Source organism: Kineococcus haloalkalitolerans (genome assembly GCF_050871905.1).
Classification (GTDB): Bacteria; Actinomycetota; Actinomycetes; order Actinomycetales; family Kineococcaceae; genus Kineococcus.
In genome coordinates this window covers 20,739-36,131 of sequence record NZ_JBJLSH010000001.1, presented here as the reverse complement: position 1 = coordinate 36,131, position 15,393 = coordinate 20,739, and the positions used below count along the sequence as shown (strand labels likewise).

The following is a 15,393-nucleotide window of genomic DNA, read 5'->3' as shown; positions in this document are numbered from 1 at the left end:
GGAAGCGGCGCGCCGTCGTCGTGCGGGGCGCTCGCTCAGCGGTGCGCGTCGGCGCTCACGATCGGCAGCGCCGAGTGCTCCGGCGCGCGCTGGGCGGACACCGGCGGCGGGACGACCGCGGGGTCCATCGACGCCTCGTCGAACGGCAGCTCACCGGCCAGGACCGCGCGCAGCCGCTCGCGGTCCACCTGCCGCGCCCACGTGCCGATCACCAGCGTGCCCACGGTGTTGCCGATGAAGTTGGTCACCGCGCGCGCCTCGGACATGAACCGGTCGATGCCGACGATGAGGCCCACGCCGTCCAGCAGCTCCGGGCGGTGCGAGGACAGGCCCCCCGCCAGCGTGGCCAGGCCGGCGCCGGACACGCCCGCCGCGCCCTTGGAGGCGATGACCATGAAGACCAGCAGCGAGACCTGCTCGCCCAGCGACAGCGGGTCGCCCAGGGAGTTGGCGATGAACAGCGAGGCCATCGTCAGGTAGATCGCCGTGCCGTCGAGGTTGAAGGAGTAGCCCGTCGGCACGGTGATGCCGACCGTGGACCTCGAGACCCCCAGGTGCTCCATCTTGGCGATGAGCCGCGGCAGCGCCGTCTCCGAGGACGAGGTGGAGACGATGAGCAGGATCTCGCGGGCCGTGTAGCGCAGCAGGGACAACAGCCCGACACCGGCGACCAGGCGCACCAGCGAGCCCAGCACGACGAGGACGAACAGCGCGCAGGTGACGTAGAAGCCGACCATGACCACGGCCAGCGCCTTCAGCGCGTCCACGCCCGTGGCGCCCACGACGGCCGCGATCGCGCCGAACGCGCCCACGGGCGCCGCCCACATCACCATCGCCAGGACCTTGAAGACGATGCGCTGGAGCACCTCGACGGCCCGCAGCGCCGGCTCGCCGCGCTCGCCCAGCGCCTGGATCGCGAACCCGACGAGCAGCGCCACGAACAGCGCCTCCAGCACCGAGCCGTCCGTCAGCGCCGACGGCAGCGACGTGGGGATGATCCCCAGCAGGAAGTCGACGGTCCCGCCGGCCTCGTGGGCCTGGGCGGCGCGCTCGGCGCCCTCCGCGCGCAGCTCCTCGGTCAGCTGCAGGTCGGTGACCGGCAGCAGGTTGCCCACGAGCAGGCCGATGACCAGCGCGAAGCCGCTCATCACGAGGAAGTACAGCAGCGCCGTGCCGCCCACCCGGCCCACCTGCGCCGCCCTGCGCACCGAGCCGATCCCCAGCACGATGGTGCAGAAGATGATCGGCGCGATCATCATGCGCACCAGAGCGATGAAGCCGTCGCCCAGCGGCTTCAGCGCCGTGCCGACGTCGGGGGCCAGCAGGCCCACTCCGATGCCCAGCACCACGGCGGCGATGACGAAGACGTACAGGTAGTGGGTGCGGTCGCGCTTCTGAGCGGCTGTGCTCATGGGACCCTCCTCATCGGGGACGCGAGGAGGCGATGGTGCTGGCGGGTCGAGCGGGCCGACGAGCTTCTGCACCTTTCGTCCACCGCCGCGGCTGGACGCTGGCGGCGCGCGTGCTGCTGGTGCAGCTGGCCGTCGTCCTCGTCGTCGTCGCCGGCACCGCGGTCGCCGTCGTCCTGCACGCGCGCGCCGACGGGCGCGCCGACGCGGGCGAGCGCGTGGCCGACGTCGCCGCCGCCGTCGCCGCCTCCCCGGAGGTGCGGGCGGGCCTGAGCGCGCCCGGCGCCACGTGGGACCCGGCCGCCGCCGGGACGCGCGCCGGGGTGCGCGAGCAGGTGGACGTCGTGCGCGCCACCACCGGCGTCAGCTTCGTCACCGTCATGGACCGCGACCGGGTCCGCTGGACCCACCCGGACCCCGCGCAGGTCGGGCGCACCTTCGTCGGGCACGCGGCGGCCGCGTTCGCCGGCGGCCGCGTCGTGGAGACGTACACGGGGACGCTCGGCCCGTCGGTGCGGGCCGTCGTGCCGGTGCGGGCCGCCGGCACCTCCGGCGAGGACGGCCCCGTGGTCGGCGCCGTCGCCGTCGGCGTCACCACCGCGACGCTGGGTCAGGAGCTGCGCGACCAGCTGCCCGCGCTGCTCGGCCCGGCGGCGCTCGCGCTGGGCGTCGCGACCGCGGGCAGCCTGCTGCTGGGCCGCTGGGGGGGGCCGCCGACCCCCCGCGCGTGCTCCCCGGCCAGGTCCCCGCCGTGGGGTCGGTCGCGCCCCCGACCTGCTCGCCCGCCCGCCCCCCCCCCCCCCCCCCCCGCCCCCCCCCGCCGCGCCCCCGCCCCCCCCCGCGCGGCCCCCCCCCCCCCCGCCCCCCCCCCCCCCCCCCCCCCCCCCCCCCCACGGCATGGAGCCCTCGGAGCTGACCCGGCTGTGGGAGGTCTCCGACGCCGTCCTGCACGCCCTGCGCGAGGGGCTGGTGGTCGTCGACCCGGCCGGGCGGCAGCAGGTCGTCAACGACGAGGCGCGCCGGCTGCTGCCCGCCGGCCCCGGCGGCGGGGTGCGCTTCCCCGCGCCGCTGCAGCGGCTCGTGGACGGGGCCGGCGAGCGACCCGGGCCGGGCGACGAGCCGGTCGACGACGTGGTCGTCACCGACGACCGGGTCCTCGTGGTCAGCCGCACGGCCGCCGTCTGGGAGGGCCGCCGGGTGGGCACCGTGCTGACCCTGCGCGACCACACCGAGCTGCAGACCCTGACCCAGGACCTGCAGGCCGTGCAGGGGCTCGCCGAGGCGCTGCGCTCGCAGGCGCACGAGGCGGCCAACCGGCTGCACGTGGTCGTCACCCTCGTCGAGCGCGGGCAGGTGCGCGACGCCGTCCGCTTCGCCACGCAGGAGCTCGCGCAGGCCCAGCAGCTGACCGACCTCGTCGTCGCAGACGTCGCCGACCCGGCCCTGGCGGCCCTGCTCATCGGCAAGTCCGCGCAGGCCGCCGAGGTGGGCGTGGAGCTGGAGGTGGAGCCCGGCACGGCGCTCGGCGAGGGCGTCCTGCCCGCGCGCGACCTCGTCACCGTCGTCGGCAACCTCGTCGACAACGCCGTCGAGGCGGCGCTGGCCGCCCCGGCGCCGCGCTGGGCGCGGGTGCTGGTCAGCGGGCCCCCGCACGCGCCGGGCGTCCTGGAGGTGCGGGTGGCGGACTCCGGCCCCGGCTTCGGCCCCGGCGGGCTGGAGGAGGCCCTGGCGCGCGGGTGGTCGCGCAAGGAGCAGCGCCTGGCCGGCGGGAACGGGGGCGGGAGCGGGGGTGGGAGCGCCGGGCACGGGCTGGGCCTGGCGCTGGTGGGGCAGGTCGTGCGCCGGCACGGCGGGACGGTGCGGCACGAGGCGCCGGAGACCGTCGACGACGGCGGCGGCGCGGTCGTCGTCGCGCTGCCCGTCCCGCCCGGCCCGCCCGCGGGCCCGGCGACGTCCGCGCGGCCCGCGGCCGCCGGCGGCCGGGCGGTGGTGCCGTGAGCGACGTGCGGGTCCTCGTCGTCGAGGACGACCCGCTGCTGGCGGCCGCGCACACCGACCTCGTCGGCGCCGTGCCCGGCTTCGCGGTCGTCGCCGCCGTCCACAGCGGCCGGGAGGCCTTGCACGCCGTCGGCCGCGGCGGCGTCGACCTGGTGCTGCTGGACATGACGCTGCCCGACGTCGACGGCCTGCAGGTCCTGCGGGCCCTGCGCGCGGCTGCCGTGCCCGCCGACGTCATCGCCGTCACCGCGGCCCGCGACCAGGAGGTGGTGCGCCGGTCGCTGTCGATGGGCGTGGTGCAGTACCTGCTCAAGCCGTTCACGGCGGCGGCGCTGGAGGAGCGGCTGCGCGCCTACGCGCGCTTCCGCGAGGAGGTGGCCCGCGCCACCGGGGAGGCGGACGGCGGCCGGCTGGACCAGACCGCCATCGACGCCGCCCTCGGTCAGCTGCGCACCGCCGCCGGCCCGGCGCGCGGCATCGCGCCCGGCACGCTGCGGGCCGTCGCCGACCACCTGCGCGCCGCCCCGGCCGGGGCGGGGCTCAGCGCGGGGGAGCTGGCGCAGCTGACGGGCCTGTCGCGCGGCAGCGCGCGCCGCTACCTGGAGCACCTGGCCGCGGCGGGCCGGGTGCGCCGGGAACCCCGCTACGGCGGCGCCGGGCGCCCCGAGCTCGCCTACCTGCCGACCGCCGCCCTCTGACCCGCCCGCTCCTCGGCGGGTGACGGAGCCGCGGCGGGGACGTCCAGGTCCTCCGGTGGCACCGGCCGGCCGAAGAACCAGCCCTGCGCCAGGGGGCAGCCCAGCCGCGACAGCAGGTCGGCCTGCTCGGCGGTCTCCACGCCCTCGGCGACCACCTGCAGCCCCAGCGTCCGCGACAGCCCCAGCAGCGCCTGCAGCATCCCCGCCCGGCGCGGCGACGTGGTGATCTCCGCGATGAACCCGGCGTCGAGCTTGAGGTAGTCGGCGGGCAGGGTGTCCAGGCGGCTGAACGCCGACCAGCCGGTCCCGAAGTCGTCGATGGCGACGGCCACCCCCAGCCGGCGCAGCTCCGCCAGGGCGCGCAGGGCCGCCTCGCTGGAGGCGTCGAGGAGGCTCTCGGTCACCTCCAGCACCAGCGCGGCGGCCGGCAGCCCGGAAGCGCGCAGCGTCCGCAGCACCCGGCCGGGGTAGCCGGGCGCCGTCAGCTCGCGCCCCGAGACGTTGACGGTGACCCGCAGCCCGGGGTGCCGCCCGCGCAGCTCCACGGCCGCCGCGCACGCGTCGGCCAGGACCGCGGCGCCCAGCTCGCCGATGAGCCCGCTGGCCTCGGCGACGGGCACGAACTCCGCCGGGGACACGGGCCCGCGCACCGCGTGCGTCCACCGCGCCAGCGCCTCCACGGCCACCAGCCGCCCGGCGGGCAGCGCCACGACGGGCTGCACGTGGGCGCGCACGTCACCGGCGGCCAGCGCCTCGCGCAGGTCGGCGACCAGCTCCGCGGACGTGCCCCCGCTCAGCCGGCTCTGCCCGCGCCCGGCGGACTTGGCCGCGTACAGGGCGCTGTCGGCGCGGCGCAGCAGGTCGCCGACCTCCTCCCCCGGCTGCAGCTCCGCGACGCCGCACGACAGGCCCACCCGGGTGCTGCCGGCCACCAGCTGCTCCAGCAGCTCGCACGCCGCCGGCCCGCGCAGGCCCGGTAGCAGCACGGCGAACTCGTCGCCGCCGAAGCGCGCCAGGACCGCCTCGCGCGGCAGGGCGGCGGCGCACTCGCGGGCCAGCGCGCGCAGCAGCTCGTCGCCCGCGGCGTGCCCGAAGCGGTCGTTGACGCGCTTGAAATGGTCCACGTCCAGCAGCGCCAGGGACAGCGGGGCGCCGGTGCGCAGCGCCTCGGGCACCGCGGCGTCCAGGGCCGCGTCGAAGCCGCGCCGGTTGGCCAGCCCGGTCAGGCTGTCCCGCCCGGCCTGCGAGGCGCGGCCCGCGAGGTGGCCGACGACGGCCGCCACCACCGACCAGGTCAGCAGCGCGGTCACCAGGTGGCCCCAGTCGGCGCCCCGCGACCAGAGCACCGCCACGGCCGCGGCGACGGCGAGCAGCTGCTGCGCGACGGCCTCGCGCGGGGTGAAGAAGAAGAACACGTCGACGGTGACGAAGACGTACAGCGCCGCGGTCGCCAGGGCCGTCGCCGGCGAGGGCGCCAGGGCCGCGACGATCGTGACCATCACGGTCCCCGCGACGACGACGACGTGGTAGCCCGCGCGGGGCAGGTGCACGCCCCAGCGCAGCAGCGCCGCCCCCAGCGCGGCGGCCGTCCCGCCCACCAGCAGCGTCACCCGCTGCGCCGCGCCGGCGATGTCCGTGCCGAAGGCGAGCGCCACCGCCGCGAGGGCCCCGGCCAGCAGGAAGCAGCCCGTCGAGACGCCCATGACCCGCGGGGTCGCGGACACCGGGGGGGACGGGGACGGTGGCACCCCGTCCCATCGACCGGGACGGGTGGACGGCTTGACCGTTCTCGATCCTCGTCACCCGGGAGGATGAAGGTCATCACGGCGGGTGCGTCCCACGCCCACGTGGGTAGGGTCGGCGCGTGCCTGCAGCCGAGCGCGTGACCGACCGGATCGTCCACCACGGCGAGGGGCCGTGCTGGAGCGAGCAGTGGGGAGGGTTGCGCTTCGTCGACATGCTCGCCGGTGACGTCGTCACCCTCGCCGGCGACGGGGCCCTGCGCCGCGCCCACGTCGGCGACGTCGCCGCGGTGGTGCGCCCGCGCACCGGCGGCGGGGCCGTGCTCGCCGTCGAGCGCGGCTTCGCCCTCGAGGACGCCGACGGCTCCCTGACGCACCTGCCGGAGCTGTGGGGCGCGGGCGAGGGCGTGCGCATGAACGAGGGCGGCTGCGACCCCGACGGGCGCTTCTACACCGGCTCCATGGCCTACGACGTGGCCGAGGGCCGCGGCACGCTGTGGCGGCTGGACCCCGACGGCACCACCACCCCCGTCGTGACCGGGGTGACCATCTCCAACGGCTTCGGCTTCAGCCCCGACGGCCGCCTGGCCTACTACAACGACACCCCCACCGGGCGCACCGACGTCTTCGACTACGACCGCGACGCCGGCCTCCTGGACCGCCGCCCGTTCGTCACCGTGAACGACGACAGCGGCACCAACCGCCCCGACGGGCTGACCGTGGACGCCGAGGGCGGGGTGTGGGTGGCGCTGTTCGGCGGGTCCGCGGTGCGCCGCTACGCCCCCGACGGCACGCTCGACGAGGTCGTCGAGGTGGGCGCCCGCCAGGTGACGGCCTGCGCGTTCGGCGGCCCCGACCTGGCGGACCTGTACATCACGACCTCGCGGGAGAACCTCGCCGAGGACGACGACCCGGCCGCGGGCAGCGTCTTCCGGTACCGGCCGGGCGTGCGCGGGCTGCCGGTGCTGCCCTTCGCGGGCTGACCCGCGGGGCCCGGCGGGCTCTCAGGTGGTGGTGGGGGCGTCCTGGCGCACGGGGGGCTCGGGCGCCGGGGTGCCCCCCGACGTGCGGCCGGCGGCCTCGTCGCGCAGGCGCTGGGCGAACTCCTCGGCCATCGCCAGGCGCTCGCGCAGCTTCTCCACGCGGGCGTCGGCCGCCGCGCGGAACCCGTCCAGGCGCTCGAACAGCTCCTCGCGCGGCACGGGGGACTCCACCCGCCCGTCGAGGGCGTCCAGGACCGTCAGCAGCTCGCGCATCTCGTCGAGGGAGAAGTCCAGCGGCTTCATGCGCTTGAGCACCAGCAGCCGGTAGACGTCCATCTCGGTGTAGAGCCGGAAGCCGCCGGGGGTGCGGGCCGAGGGGGTGACCAGCCCCATCTCGTCGTAGTAGCGGATCGTGCGGAAGCTGTAGCCGACCCGTTCGGCCACCTCGCCGATCTGCATCAACCTCGACACGCGCGCCACCCTCCGTCCGCCGCCCTCCCGCGCTCGGGCGTCACGGCTCGGCGCCGCCGGACGGGCACCCGATGCTAGCCGCCGCGGCGGGGCCCCCGTGTCCCCGCGACCCCCCGCGACGCGGGCGGCCCGGCGCTGGACCACCCGCGGTCGCGGTGCGGGGCGCGCGCGGCGCCCGGGGGGAGGGCCGGGTCAGTGGTGCCCGGCGGCCTTCGCGCGCTCGAACGAGCGGGCGATCTCCGCGTAGGCCTCCTCGCGGCCGGCCCAGTTGGCGCCCTCGACGCTCTTGCCGGGCTCGAGGTCCTTGTAGGTCTCGAAGAAGTGCTGGATCTCGAGGCGGTCGAACTCGCTGACGTCCTCGAGGTCCTGCACCCCGTCCCAGCGCGGGTCGCCCGCGGGCACGGCCAGCACCTTGTCGTCGCCGCCGGCCTCGTCGCGCATGTGGAACATGCCGATGGCGCGGCAGGCGATGAGGCAGCCGGGGAAGGTGGGCTCCTCGAGGATGACCAGCACGTCCAGCGGGTCGCCGTCCTCGCCCAGCGTGCCCTCGATGAACCCGTAGTCGTGCGGGTAGCGCGTGGACGTGAACAGCATCCGGTCCAGGCGGATGCGGCCGCTCTCGTGGTCGACCTCGTACTTGTTGCGCTGACCCTTGGGGATCTCGATGGTCGCGTCGAACTCGGTCGGCTCCGTCGGCTTCACGACCTCGTCCGAGGGGTGGTCCTTCGACGTGGGTGCCTTGGTCACGCTGCTCCTCTCGCAGGGCCCCGCCTCGCGCGAGCCCTTCCGGTGCGGTGCCGCCGGGCGCCGGGGCGCGCGGCGGGCCGCGTTAGTGTCGCGCAGCAGTGTGGCGCAGCGCGCCGCCCCGTCCCCACCAGCGGTCACCGTCCCTCCACGCGGAGGGGCGCGCGGAGGGGCGCGCGGACGGGCGCGCGGACGGGCGCGCGGACGGGTGCGCGGACGAGTGCGCGGACGGGTGCGCCGGTGCGCGCCGGTGCGGCCGGCGGGGACGGGGGAGCGGTGCGGGGACGGGTGGTGGCGGCGGCTGCCGCGGCGGTGGTCGTGCTCACCGGCGCCTGGGCGGGCCTGGACGTCGTCGACGCCGTGCCCGGCCCGCTGACCACGACCGCGCCGCCCACCGCGCCGCCGCTGCCCACGGCCCCCGCCGCCGACCCGGCCGCCCAGCGACCGGCCGCGGCCGTGCTCGAGGCCGTCGCCGCGGACGCGCCCGTGCCCGACGCCGCGGTCCTGGACGGCGTCCTGGCCCCCCTGCTGGCCGACCCCGCCCTGGGCCCGCGGGTGTCCGCCGCGGTCGCCGACGCCGCCACCGGCCAGCCCCTGCTGACCCGCGACGCCGACGCGTCCCGCGCGCCCGCCTCCACCACCAAGGTGCTCACGGCCGTGGCCGCCCTCGACGCCCTGGGCCCCGGCTCGCGCGCCACCACCCGCGTGGTGGCCGGCGCCACCGCCGACGAGGTGGTCCTCGTGGCCGGCGGCGACGTCCTGCTCGACGGCGCCGCCGGCGACCCCGCCCTCGTGGACGGGCGCGCCGGGCTGGGCGACCTCGCCGACGCGGCGGCCGCCGCCCTGCTCGCGCGCGGGCGCACCTCGGTGGCGCTGCGCCTGGACGACGGGCTGTTCACCGGCCCCGCCGTCTCGCCCGGCTGGGGCTCCGGGGACGTGGCCGCCGGGTACGTCGCCCCGATCAGCCCGCTGGCCGTCGACGAGGGCCGCCTGCGCGACGTCCCGAACCCGCCCCGCGAGCCCGACCCGGCGCTGGCGGCCGCCGCCCAGCTGGCCGAGGGGCTCACCGCGCGCGGCGTGCGGGTGGTCGGCGACGTGGCCCGCGCCGCCGCGCCGCCCGGCGCCGAGGAGCTGGCCGCCGTCAGCTCCGCCACCACCGCCGAGCAGGTCGAGCTCATGCTCGCCACCAGCGACAACACCCTCGCCGAGGTCCTGGCCCGCCGGGTGGCGCTCGCCTCCGGGCGTCCCGGCACCTTCGACGACGCCTCCGCCGCCGTCGTCGAGCGCGTCGCCGCCCTGGGCGTGGACGTCACCGGGGTGCGGCTGCAGGGCGGCAGCGGGCTGGGGCGCGAGACGCGGCTGACCGCGAGCGCCCTGCGGGACCTGCTGGTCCTGGCCGCCTCCGACGACCCCGGCGCCGCGCACCTGCGCGCCGCCGTCACCGGCCTGGCCGTCTGCGGCGCCACCGGCACGCTGTCCCTGCGCTGCGACACCGCGCCGGCCGCCGCGGGCGGCGGGGCCGTGCGCGCCAAGACGGGCACGCTGACGGGGGTCAGCTCGCTGGCCGGCTACGCGCAGACCGCCGACGGGCGCCTGCTGGCCTTCGCCGTGCTGGCCGATGCCGTCCCGCCCGGCGGCACCCTCGCCGCGCAGGAGGTGCTGGACCGCGTGGGGGCCGCCCTCGCCGCCTGCGGCTGCCGCTGACCGGCGCGTACCGTGCGGGCATGAGCGCACCGCCGGACAGCCCCGCCGGGCAGCGCGCCGGCGCGCCCCGCCCCGTCAGCGACTTCATCGACTTCGACCTGGCCGCGAAGCTGGCCCCCACCCTGCTGCGCCCCGGGCCGGCGGTCAGCGCCGCCGAGGCCGCCGACGTCGTCGGCGAGCTGCGCGACGCCGCCCGCGACGCCGTCGGGCCGGTCGCCGCGACCGCCCGGATGCGGACGGAGGGCGAGGTGCCGCCGGCCCTCGTCGTGGACCGCGCCTCCTGGGCGCGCGCCAACGTCGAGGCGTTCCGCACCCTGCTGGGGCCCGTGCAGGTCGTCCCCTCCCCGCGCCGGGGCCTGGACCTGCCCGGCGCCGCGCGCGTGGCGGTGCCCGTGGACCGGGCCGCCACGGCCGTGGGCCGGCGCACCACGGGCGCCGAGCTGGGCAGCCTGCTGGCGTTCCTGTCCAGCCGCGTCCTGGGCCAGTTCGACGTCTTCAGCGGCGTCGACGACGGCGGGCCCGGGCGCCTGCTGCTGGTGGCGCCCAACGTCGTGCAGGTCGAGCGCGACCTGGACGTCGACCCGGGCGACTTCCGCCGCTGGGTGTGCCTGCACGAGGAGACGCACCGCCTGCAGTTCGGCGCGACGCCGTGGCTGCGCCGCTTCCTGGCCGACGAGGCGCGCTCGCTGTCCGGGGACCTGCTCGGCCACCCGCGGGAGGCCTCCGAGCGGCTCGCGGCCGCGCTGCGCCAGCTGCCGGAGGTGCTGCGCGGGCCGGGCGACCAGCCGGGCACCGGCTCGGGCGTGGGGCTGGTGGACCTGCTGCAGACGCCCGACCAGCGCGAGCGGGTCGCCCGCCTGGTGGCGGTGATGTCGCTGCTGGAGGGGCACGCCGACGTCGTCATGGACGAGGTGGGCCCGCAGGTGGTGCCGTCGGTGGCGACGATCCGGGCGCGCTTCCAGCAGCGCCGCGGCGGGAAGGGCGCGCTGGACCAGGTGGTGCGCCGCCTGCTCGGCCTGGACGCCAAGACCCGCCAGTACGCCGACGGCGCCCGGTTCGTGCGCGCCGTCGTGGCGGCGGTCGGCTGGGACGGGCTGAACGAGGTGTGGGTCTCCGCGGAGCGGCTGCCCACGCCCGCGGAGGTCGCGGACCCGCGCGCCTGGGTGCGCCGCGTCCACGGCTGAGCGCCCCGGCGGGCTCGTGGACGGCTCCAGCGGGTTCCCGGGCGGGCGCGCGGGGGAGCGGGCGGTGGCGGCCGTGCGGCGGGCCGTGCGCGCCGACCTGGTCGCGGTGGCCGGCGAGCGCCCCGGCGCGCTCGTCCTCGTCGCGTGCAGCGGCGGGGCGGACTCCCTGGCCCTGGCGGCCGCGGCGGCGGCCGAGGCGCCCCGGCTGGGCCTGGTCGCCGGTGCGGTCGTGGTCGACCACGGCCTGCAGGACGGCTCGGCGGAGGTCGCCGCGCGCGCCGCCGCCGCCTGCCGGTCCCTCGGGCTGGACCCGGTGTCCGCGCGGGCCGTCGCGGTGGGCCGGACGGGTGGTCCCGAGGGGGCCGCCCGCACGGCCCGGTACGCCGCGCTGGAGGCCGCCCGGGCGCGGGCGGGGGCGGCGGCGGTGCTGCTGGGGCACACCCTGGACGACCAGGCCGAGACGGTCCTGCTGGGCCTGGCGCGGGGCTCGGGCGCACGCAGCCTGGCGGGGATGGCGCCGGTGCGCGGGCACCTGCGCCGCCCGCTGCTGCACCTGCCCCGCGCGCTCGTGCGCGCGGCCTGCGCCGCGCAGGGCCTCGAGGCGTGGGAGGACCCGTGGAACACCGACCGGCGCACGGCCCGGGCGCGGGTGCGCCACGACGCGCTGCCCGCCCTGGAGGGGGCGCTGGGGCCCGGGACGGCGCGGGCGCTGGCCCGCACGGCCCGGGCGCTGCGCGACGACGCCGACGCCCTCGACGAGCTGGCCCGGCGCGCCGCGCGCTGGGAGGCCACCGCCGACGGCCCGCTGCTGGAGGTCGCGGACCTGCTGGGCCAGCCGCCCGCGGTGCGCCGGCGCGTGCTGCGCGCGGCCGCGCTGGCCGCCGGCTGCCCGGCCGGCGCGCTGTCCCTGCACCACGTCGAGCAGGTGGAGCGCCTGGTGGTGGCCTGGCGCGGGCAGGGGCCCGTCCACCTGCCGGGACCGGGGGGCGGGAGCCGTGTCGAGGCCTCGCGCGCGTGTGGCAGGCTCCTCCTCGCGCGTCGCGGCCCGGCCCCGGGAGCGGGCGCGGGTCCGTCGCGGACGGGTCCCGACACCACCCCCGAGCCCCCGTAGGAGACCGCCGCGTGGACGCCGCCGACGCCGGGACCGACCTCGACCACGTCCTGCTGAGCCGGGAGCAGGTGGCCGCCCGCGTCGCCGAGCTGGCCGCCGAGCTGGACCGCGACTACGCGGACAAGGACGTCCTGCTGGTGGGCGTGCTCAAGGGCGCGGTGATGGTGATGGCCGACCTGTCGCGCGCCATGACGGTGCCCCTGGCGATGGACTTCATGGCCGTCAGCTCCTACGGCTCGGGCACCAAGTCCTCCGGGGTGGTGCGCATCCTGAAGGACCTGGACACCGACATCTCCGGCCGCCACGTCCTCGTGGTGGAGGACATCATCGACTCGGGCCTGACGCTGTCGTGGCTGCTGGCGAACCTGTCCTCGCGCGGGCCGGCGTCGGTGCGGGTGTGCGCGCTGCTGCGCAAGCCGGAGGCGGCCAAGGTGCACGTCGACGTCGCCTACGTCGGCTTCGACATCCCCAACGAGTTCGTCGTCGGCTACGGCCTGGACTACGCCGACCGCTACCGCAACCTCGACTGCGTGGCCACGCTCGCCCCGCACGTGTACAGCTGACGCCCGGCCCGCTCCCGGCGCGCTCCCAGCCACCGGTGGTGGGCTCGCGCGGCGGAACACCGCCACCGCCCGGACCGTTCGGCAGGTGCACCGGCGTCGGCGTCGAGCACCCGGCGCGGGGCCGGGGCGTCCACCGCCCCCTCCCCGCTGCCGCCCGTGCGCGCTGTGACGCGGTGTACCGTCGAGTGTTGTCCGCGTGCTAGCAGGAGGGACAGGGGGCGACCCCTCCACATGAACGTCAAGCGTCTCTTCAAGGGCCCGCTGCTGTGGATCGTGCTGGCCGTCGCGGTCGTCGCGGTCGGCGCGTCCTTCTTCGCCTCCAGCGGGACGACCGAGGTGTCGACCACCCGCGCCCTGGAGCTCATCCGCTCGGGCAGCGTCAGCAGCGCCGTCCTCACCGACGGCAACCAGCGGATGGACCTCACGCTCGACGAGGGCGTCACCGAGGAGGGCTCCTCCACGGTCCGCTCGTACTACGTCGAGCCGCGCGGGCAGGAGGTCGTCGACGCCCTCAACGACGCCGACGTCACCGTCACCGACGAGGTGCCGACCACGGGCGTCCTGCAGACGCTGCTGTTCACCGTCGGCCCGATCCTCCTGCTCCTGCTCCTCTTCTGGTTCCTCATGAGCCAGATGCAGGGCGGCGGCAGCCGGGTCATGCAGTTCGGCAAGTCCAAGGCCAAGATGATGAGCAAGGACATGCCGAAGACGACGTTCGCGGACGTCGCGGGCGCCGACGAGGCCGTCGAGGAGCTCTACGAGATCAAGGAGTTCCTCACCGACGCCGGCAAGTTCAACGCCGTCGGCGCCAAGATCCCCAAGGGCGTCCTGCTGTACGGCCCGCCCGGCACCGGCAAGACCCTGCTGGCGCGCGCCGTGGCCGGCGAGGCGGGCGTGCCGTTCTACTCGATCTCCGGCTCGGACTTCGTGGAGATGTTCGTCGGCGTCGGCGCCAGCCGCGTGCGCGACCTGTTCGAGCAGGCCAAGCAGAACGCCCCCGCAATCATCTTCGTCGACGAGATCGACGCCGTCGGCCGCCACCGCGGCGCCGGCCTGGGCGGCGGTCACGACGAGCGCGAGCAGACGCTGAACCAGCTGCTCGTCGAGATGGACGGCTTCGACGTCAAGACCAACGTCATCCTCATCGCGGCCACCAACCGGCCCGACATCCTCGACCCGGCGCTGCTGCGCCCGGGCCGCTTCGACCGCCAGATCGCCGTCGAGGCCCCCGACATGGAGGGCCGGCACAAGATCCTGCAGGTGCACGGCCGGGGCAAGCCGCTCGCGCCGGACGTCGACCTGCTGGCCGTCGCCCGCCGCACCCCCGGCTTCAGCGGCGCCGACCTGGCCAACGTCCTCAACGAGGCCGCGCTGCTCACCGCGCGCGCCGACGCCAAGGTGATCGACGACCAGGCCCTCGACGAGGCCATCGACCGCGTCATGGCCGGCCCGCAGAAGCGCACCCGGCGGATGAGCGAGAAGGAGCTGAAGGTCACCGCGTACCACGAGGGCGGTCACGCCCTGGTCGCGGCGGCCCTGCCGAACACCGACCCGGTCAGCAAGGTGACGATCCTGCCGCGCGGGCGCGCCCTCGGCTACACGATGGTGCTGCCGACGGAGGACAAGTACTCCACCTCGCGCAACGAGATCCTCGACCAGCTGGCCTACGCCCTCGGCGGCCGCGTCGCGGAGGAGCTCGTCTTCCACGACCCGACCACCGGCGCCTCCAACGACATCGAGAAGGCCACCGGGCTGGCCCGCAAGATGGTCACCCAGTACGGCATGAGCGAGCGCGTCGGCGCGATCAAGCTGGGCCAGGCGCAGGGCGAGGTGTTCCTGGGCCGCGACATGGGCCACGAGCGCGACTACTCCGAGGGCGTCGCCGGGATCGTCGACGAGGAGGTGCGCCGCCTCATCGAGGCCGCGCACGACGAGGCGTGGGAGATCCTCGTCGAGCACCGCCAGGTCCTCGACGACCTCGTCCTCGCCCTGCTGGACAAGGAGACGCTCAACCAGGCCGAGCTGGCGGAGATCTTCGCGCCCGTCGTCAAGCGCCCGCAGCGGCCCGTGTGGCTGTCCTCCGAGCGGCGCGCCGTGTCCAGCATCCCGCCGGTGGTCGGGCCCGGCGAGCGTCCCGCCCTCAACGGCCACGGCGCGGGCGTGAGCCTGAGCGAGCGCGTGGACGGGACGCACGAGCAGCCGTGAGCGACACCGGAGCGCCGGGCGTCGACGCTCCCCGCGCCGAGGCCGCGGTGCGCGAGTTCCTCCTCGCCATGGGCGAGGACCCGGACCGCGAGGGCCTGCGGGAGACGCCGGCGCGCGTGGTGAAGGCGGCCGGTGAGCTGTTCGCCGGGATGTGGCAGGACCCCGCCGAGGTCCTGTCCACCGACTTCGGCCTCGAGCACGACGAGCTGGTCCTCGTGAAGGACATCGAGGTGCAGTCCACGTGCGAGCACCACCTGCTGCCCTTCCACGGCAGCGCGCACGTGGGCTACATCCCGGGCGAGCACGGCCGCGTGACGGGGCTGTCGAAGCTGGCGCGCATCGTCGACGTGTACGCGCGGCGGCTGCAGCTGCAGGAGCGCATCACCACGCAGGTCGCGGACGCGCTCGTGGCGCAGCTGCGCCCGCGCGGGGTGATCGTCGTGCTGGAGTGCGAGCACTCGTGCATGTCGATGCGCGGGGTGCGCAAGCCCGGCGCGCAGACGGTCACCTCGGCCGTGCGGGGGGCGCTGCGCCACCCCGCGACCCGCGCGGAGGCGATGAGCCTCATCGTCGGGCGGTGA

General features: G+C 77.1%; 13 protein-coding genes and 1 pseudogene. 10 read left to right on the top strand and 4 right to left on the bottom strand.

Annotated elements, in window-relative coordinates:
- Positions 1-35: 35 nt before the first annotated feature.
- Positions 36-1,412: a cation:dicarboxylate symporter family transporter gene (locus ACRYMY_RS00165; protein WP_432545239.1), complete on the bottom strand. Its 1,377-nt coding sequence runs from the start codon at positions 1,410-1,412 to the stop codon at positions 36-38.
- 32 nt (positions 1,413-1,444) lie between these two features.
- Between ACRYMY_RS00165 and ACRYMY_RS00160 the strand changes: the two are divergent.
- The 3 genes and pseudogenes from ACRYMY_RS00160 to ACRYMY_RS00150 form a co-directional block, all read left to right on the top strand.
- A pseudogene (locus tag ACRYMY_RS00160) lies at positions 1,445-2,029 on the top strand (hypothetical protein); the annotation flags it as partial.
- Between the two features lie 277 nt (positions 2,030-2,306).
- Positions 2,307-3,407 (top strand): sensor histidine kinase, encoded by a 1,101-nt coding sequence (locus tag ACRYMY_RS00155; protein ID WP_432545238.1) that lies wholly within the window; start codon positions 2,307-2,309, stop codon positions 3,405-3,407.
- Positions 3,404-4,105 carry a response regulator gene (locus ACRYMY_RS00150; RefSeq protein ID WP_432545392.1) on the top strand — a complete coding sequence of 234 codons (702 nt, stop codon included), beginning with the start codon at positions 3,404-3,406 and terminating at the stop codon, positions 4,103-4,105. Before ACRYMY_RS00155 ends, ACRYMY_RS00150 begins: the two co-directional genes overlap by 4 nt.
- Here the strand turns inward: ACRYMY_RS00150 and ACRYMY_RS00145 are convergent.
- Positions 4,081-5,808: a putative bifunctional diguanylate cyclase/phosphodiesterase gene (locus ACRYMY_RS00145; protein WP_432545237.1), complete on the bottom strand. Its 1,728-nt coding sequence runs from the start codon at positions 5,806-5,808 to the stop codon at positions 4,081-4,083. The genes ACRYMY_RS00150 and ACRYMY_RS00145 overlap by 25 nt on opposite strands.
- Before the next feature lie 161 nt (positions 5,809-5,969).
- On the opposite strand from ACRYMY_RS00145, the gene ACRYMY_RS00140 reads away from it, so the two are divergent.
- The gene (locus ACRYMY_RS00140; RefSeq protein WP_432545236.1) at positions 5,970-6,830 is read left to right on the top strand and encodes an SMP-30/gluconolactonase/LRE family protein; all 861 of its coding nucleotides are present in this window, start codon (positions 5,970-5,972) and stop codon (positions 6,828-6,830) included.
- Between the two features lie 21 nt (positions 6,831-6,851).
- Here ACRYMY_RS00140 and ACRYMY_RS00135 read toward each other — a convergent pair whose 3' ends face one another.
- A complete protein-coding gene (locus ACRYMY_RS00135; protein WP_432545391.1) occupies positions 6,852-7,289 on the bottom strand; it encodes a MerR family transcriptional regulator in 438 nt (145 codons plus the stop codon).
- Between the two features lie 204 nt (positions 7,290-7,493).
- Positions 7,494-8,003, bottom strand: coding sequence for an inorganic diphosphatase (locus tag ACRYMY_RS00130; RefSeq protein WP_432545390.1), 510 nt, complete (start codon positions 8,001-8,003; stop codon positions 7,494-7,496).
- A gap of 318 nt (positions 8,004-8,321) precedes the next feature.
- Between ACRYMY_RS00130 and dacB the strand changes: the two genes are divergently transcribed.
- The 6 genes from dacB (at position 8,322) to folE (ending at position 15,393) form a co-directional block, all read left to right on the top strand.
- Positions 8,322-9,749 carry a D-alanyl-D-alanine carboxypeptidase/D-alanyl-D-alanine endopeptidase gene (gene dacB / locus ACRYMY_RS00125; protein WP_432545235.1) on the top strand — a complete coding sequence of 476 codons (1,428 nt, stop codon included), beginning with the start codon at positions 8,322-8,324 and terminating at the stop codon, positions 9,747-9,749.
- Positions 9,750-9,769: 20 nt separating this feature from the next.
- A complete protein-coding gene (locus ACRYMY_RS00120; protein ID WP_432545234.1) occupies positions 9,770-10,933 on the top strand; it encodes a zinc-dependent metalloprotease in 1,164 nt (387 codons plus the stop codon).
- Between the two features lie 16 nt (positions 10,934-10,949).
- Positions 10,950-12,044: a tRNA lysidine(34) synthetase TilS gene (tilS, locus tag ACRYMY_RS00115; RefSeq protein WP_432545233.1), complete on the top strand. Its 1,095-nt coding sequence runs from the start codon at positions 10,950-10,952 to the stop codon at positions 12,042-12,044.
- An 11-nt stretch (positions 12,045-12,055) separates the two neighbouring features.
- Positions 12,056-12,607 (top strand): hypoxanthine phosphoribosyltransferase, encoded by a 552-nt coding sequence (gene hpt / locus ACRYMY_RS00110; protein WP_369055009.1) that lies wholly within the window; start codon positions 12,056-12,058, stop codon positions 12,605-12,607.
- Positions 12,608-12,838: 231 nt separating this feature from the next.
- Positions 12,839-14,812 (top strand): ATP-dependent zinc metalloprotease FtsH, encoded by a 1,974-nt coding sequence (gene ftsH, locus ACRYMY_RS00105; RefSeq protein WP_432545232.1) that lies wholly within the window; start codon positions 12,839-12,841, stop codon positions 14,810-14,812.
- A complete protein-coding gene (gene folE, locus ACRYMY_RS00100; protein ID WP_432545231.1) occupies positions 14,809-15,393 on the top strand; it encodes a GTP cyclohydrolase I FolE in 585 nt (194 codons plus the stop codon). The genes ftsH and folE overlap by 4 nt, the downstream gene beginning before the upstream one ends.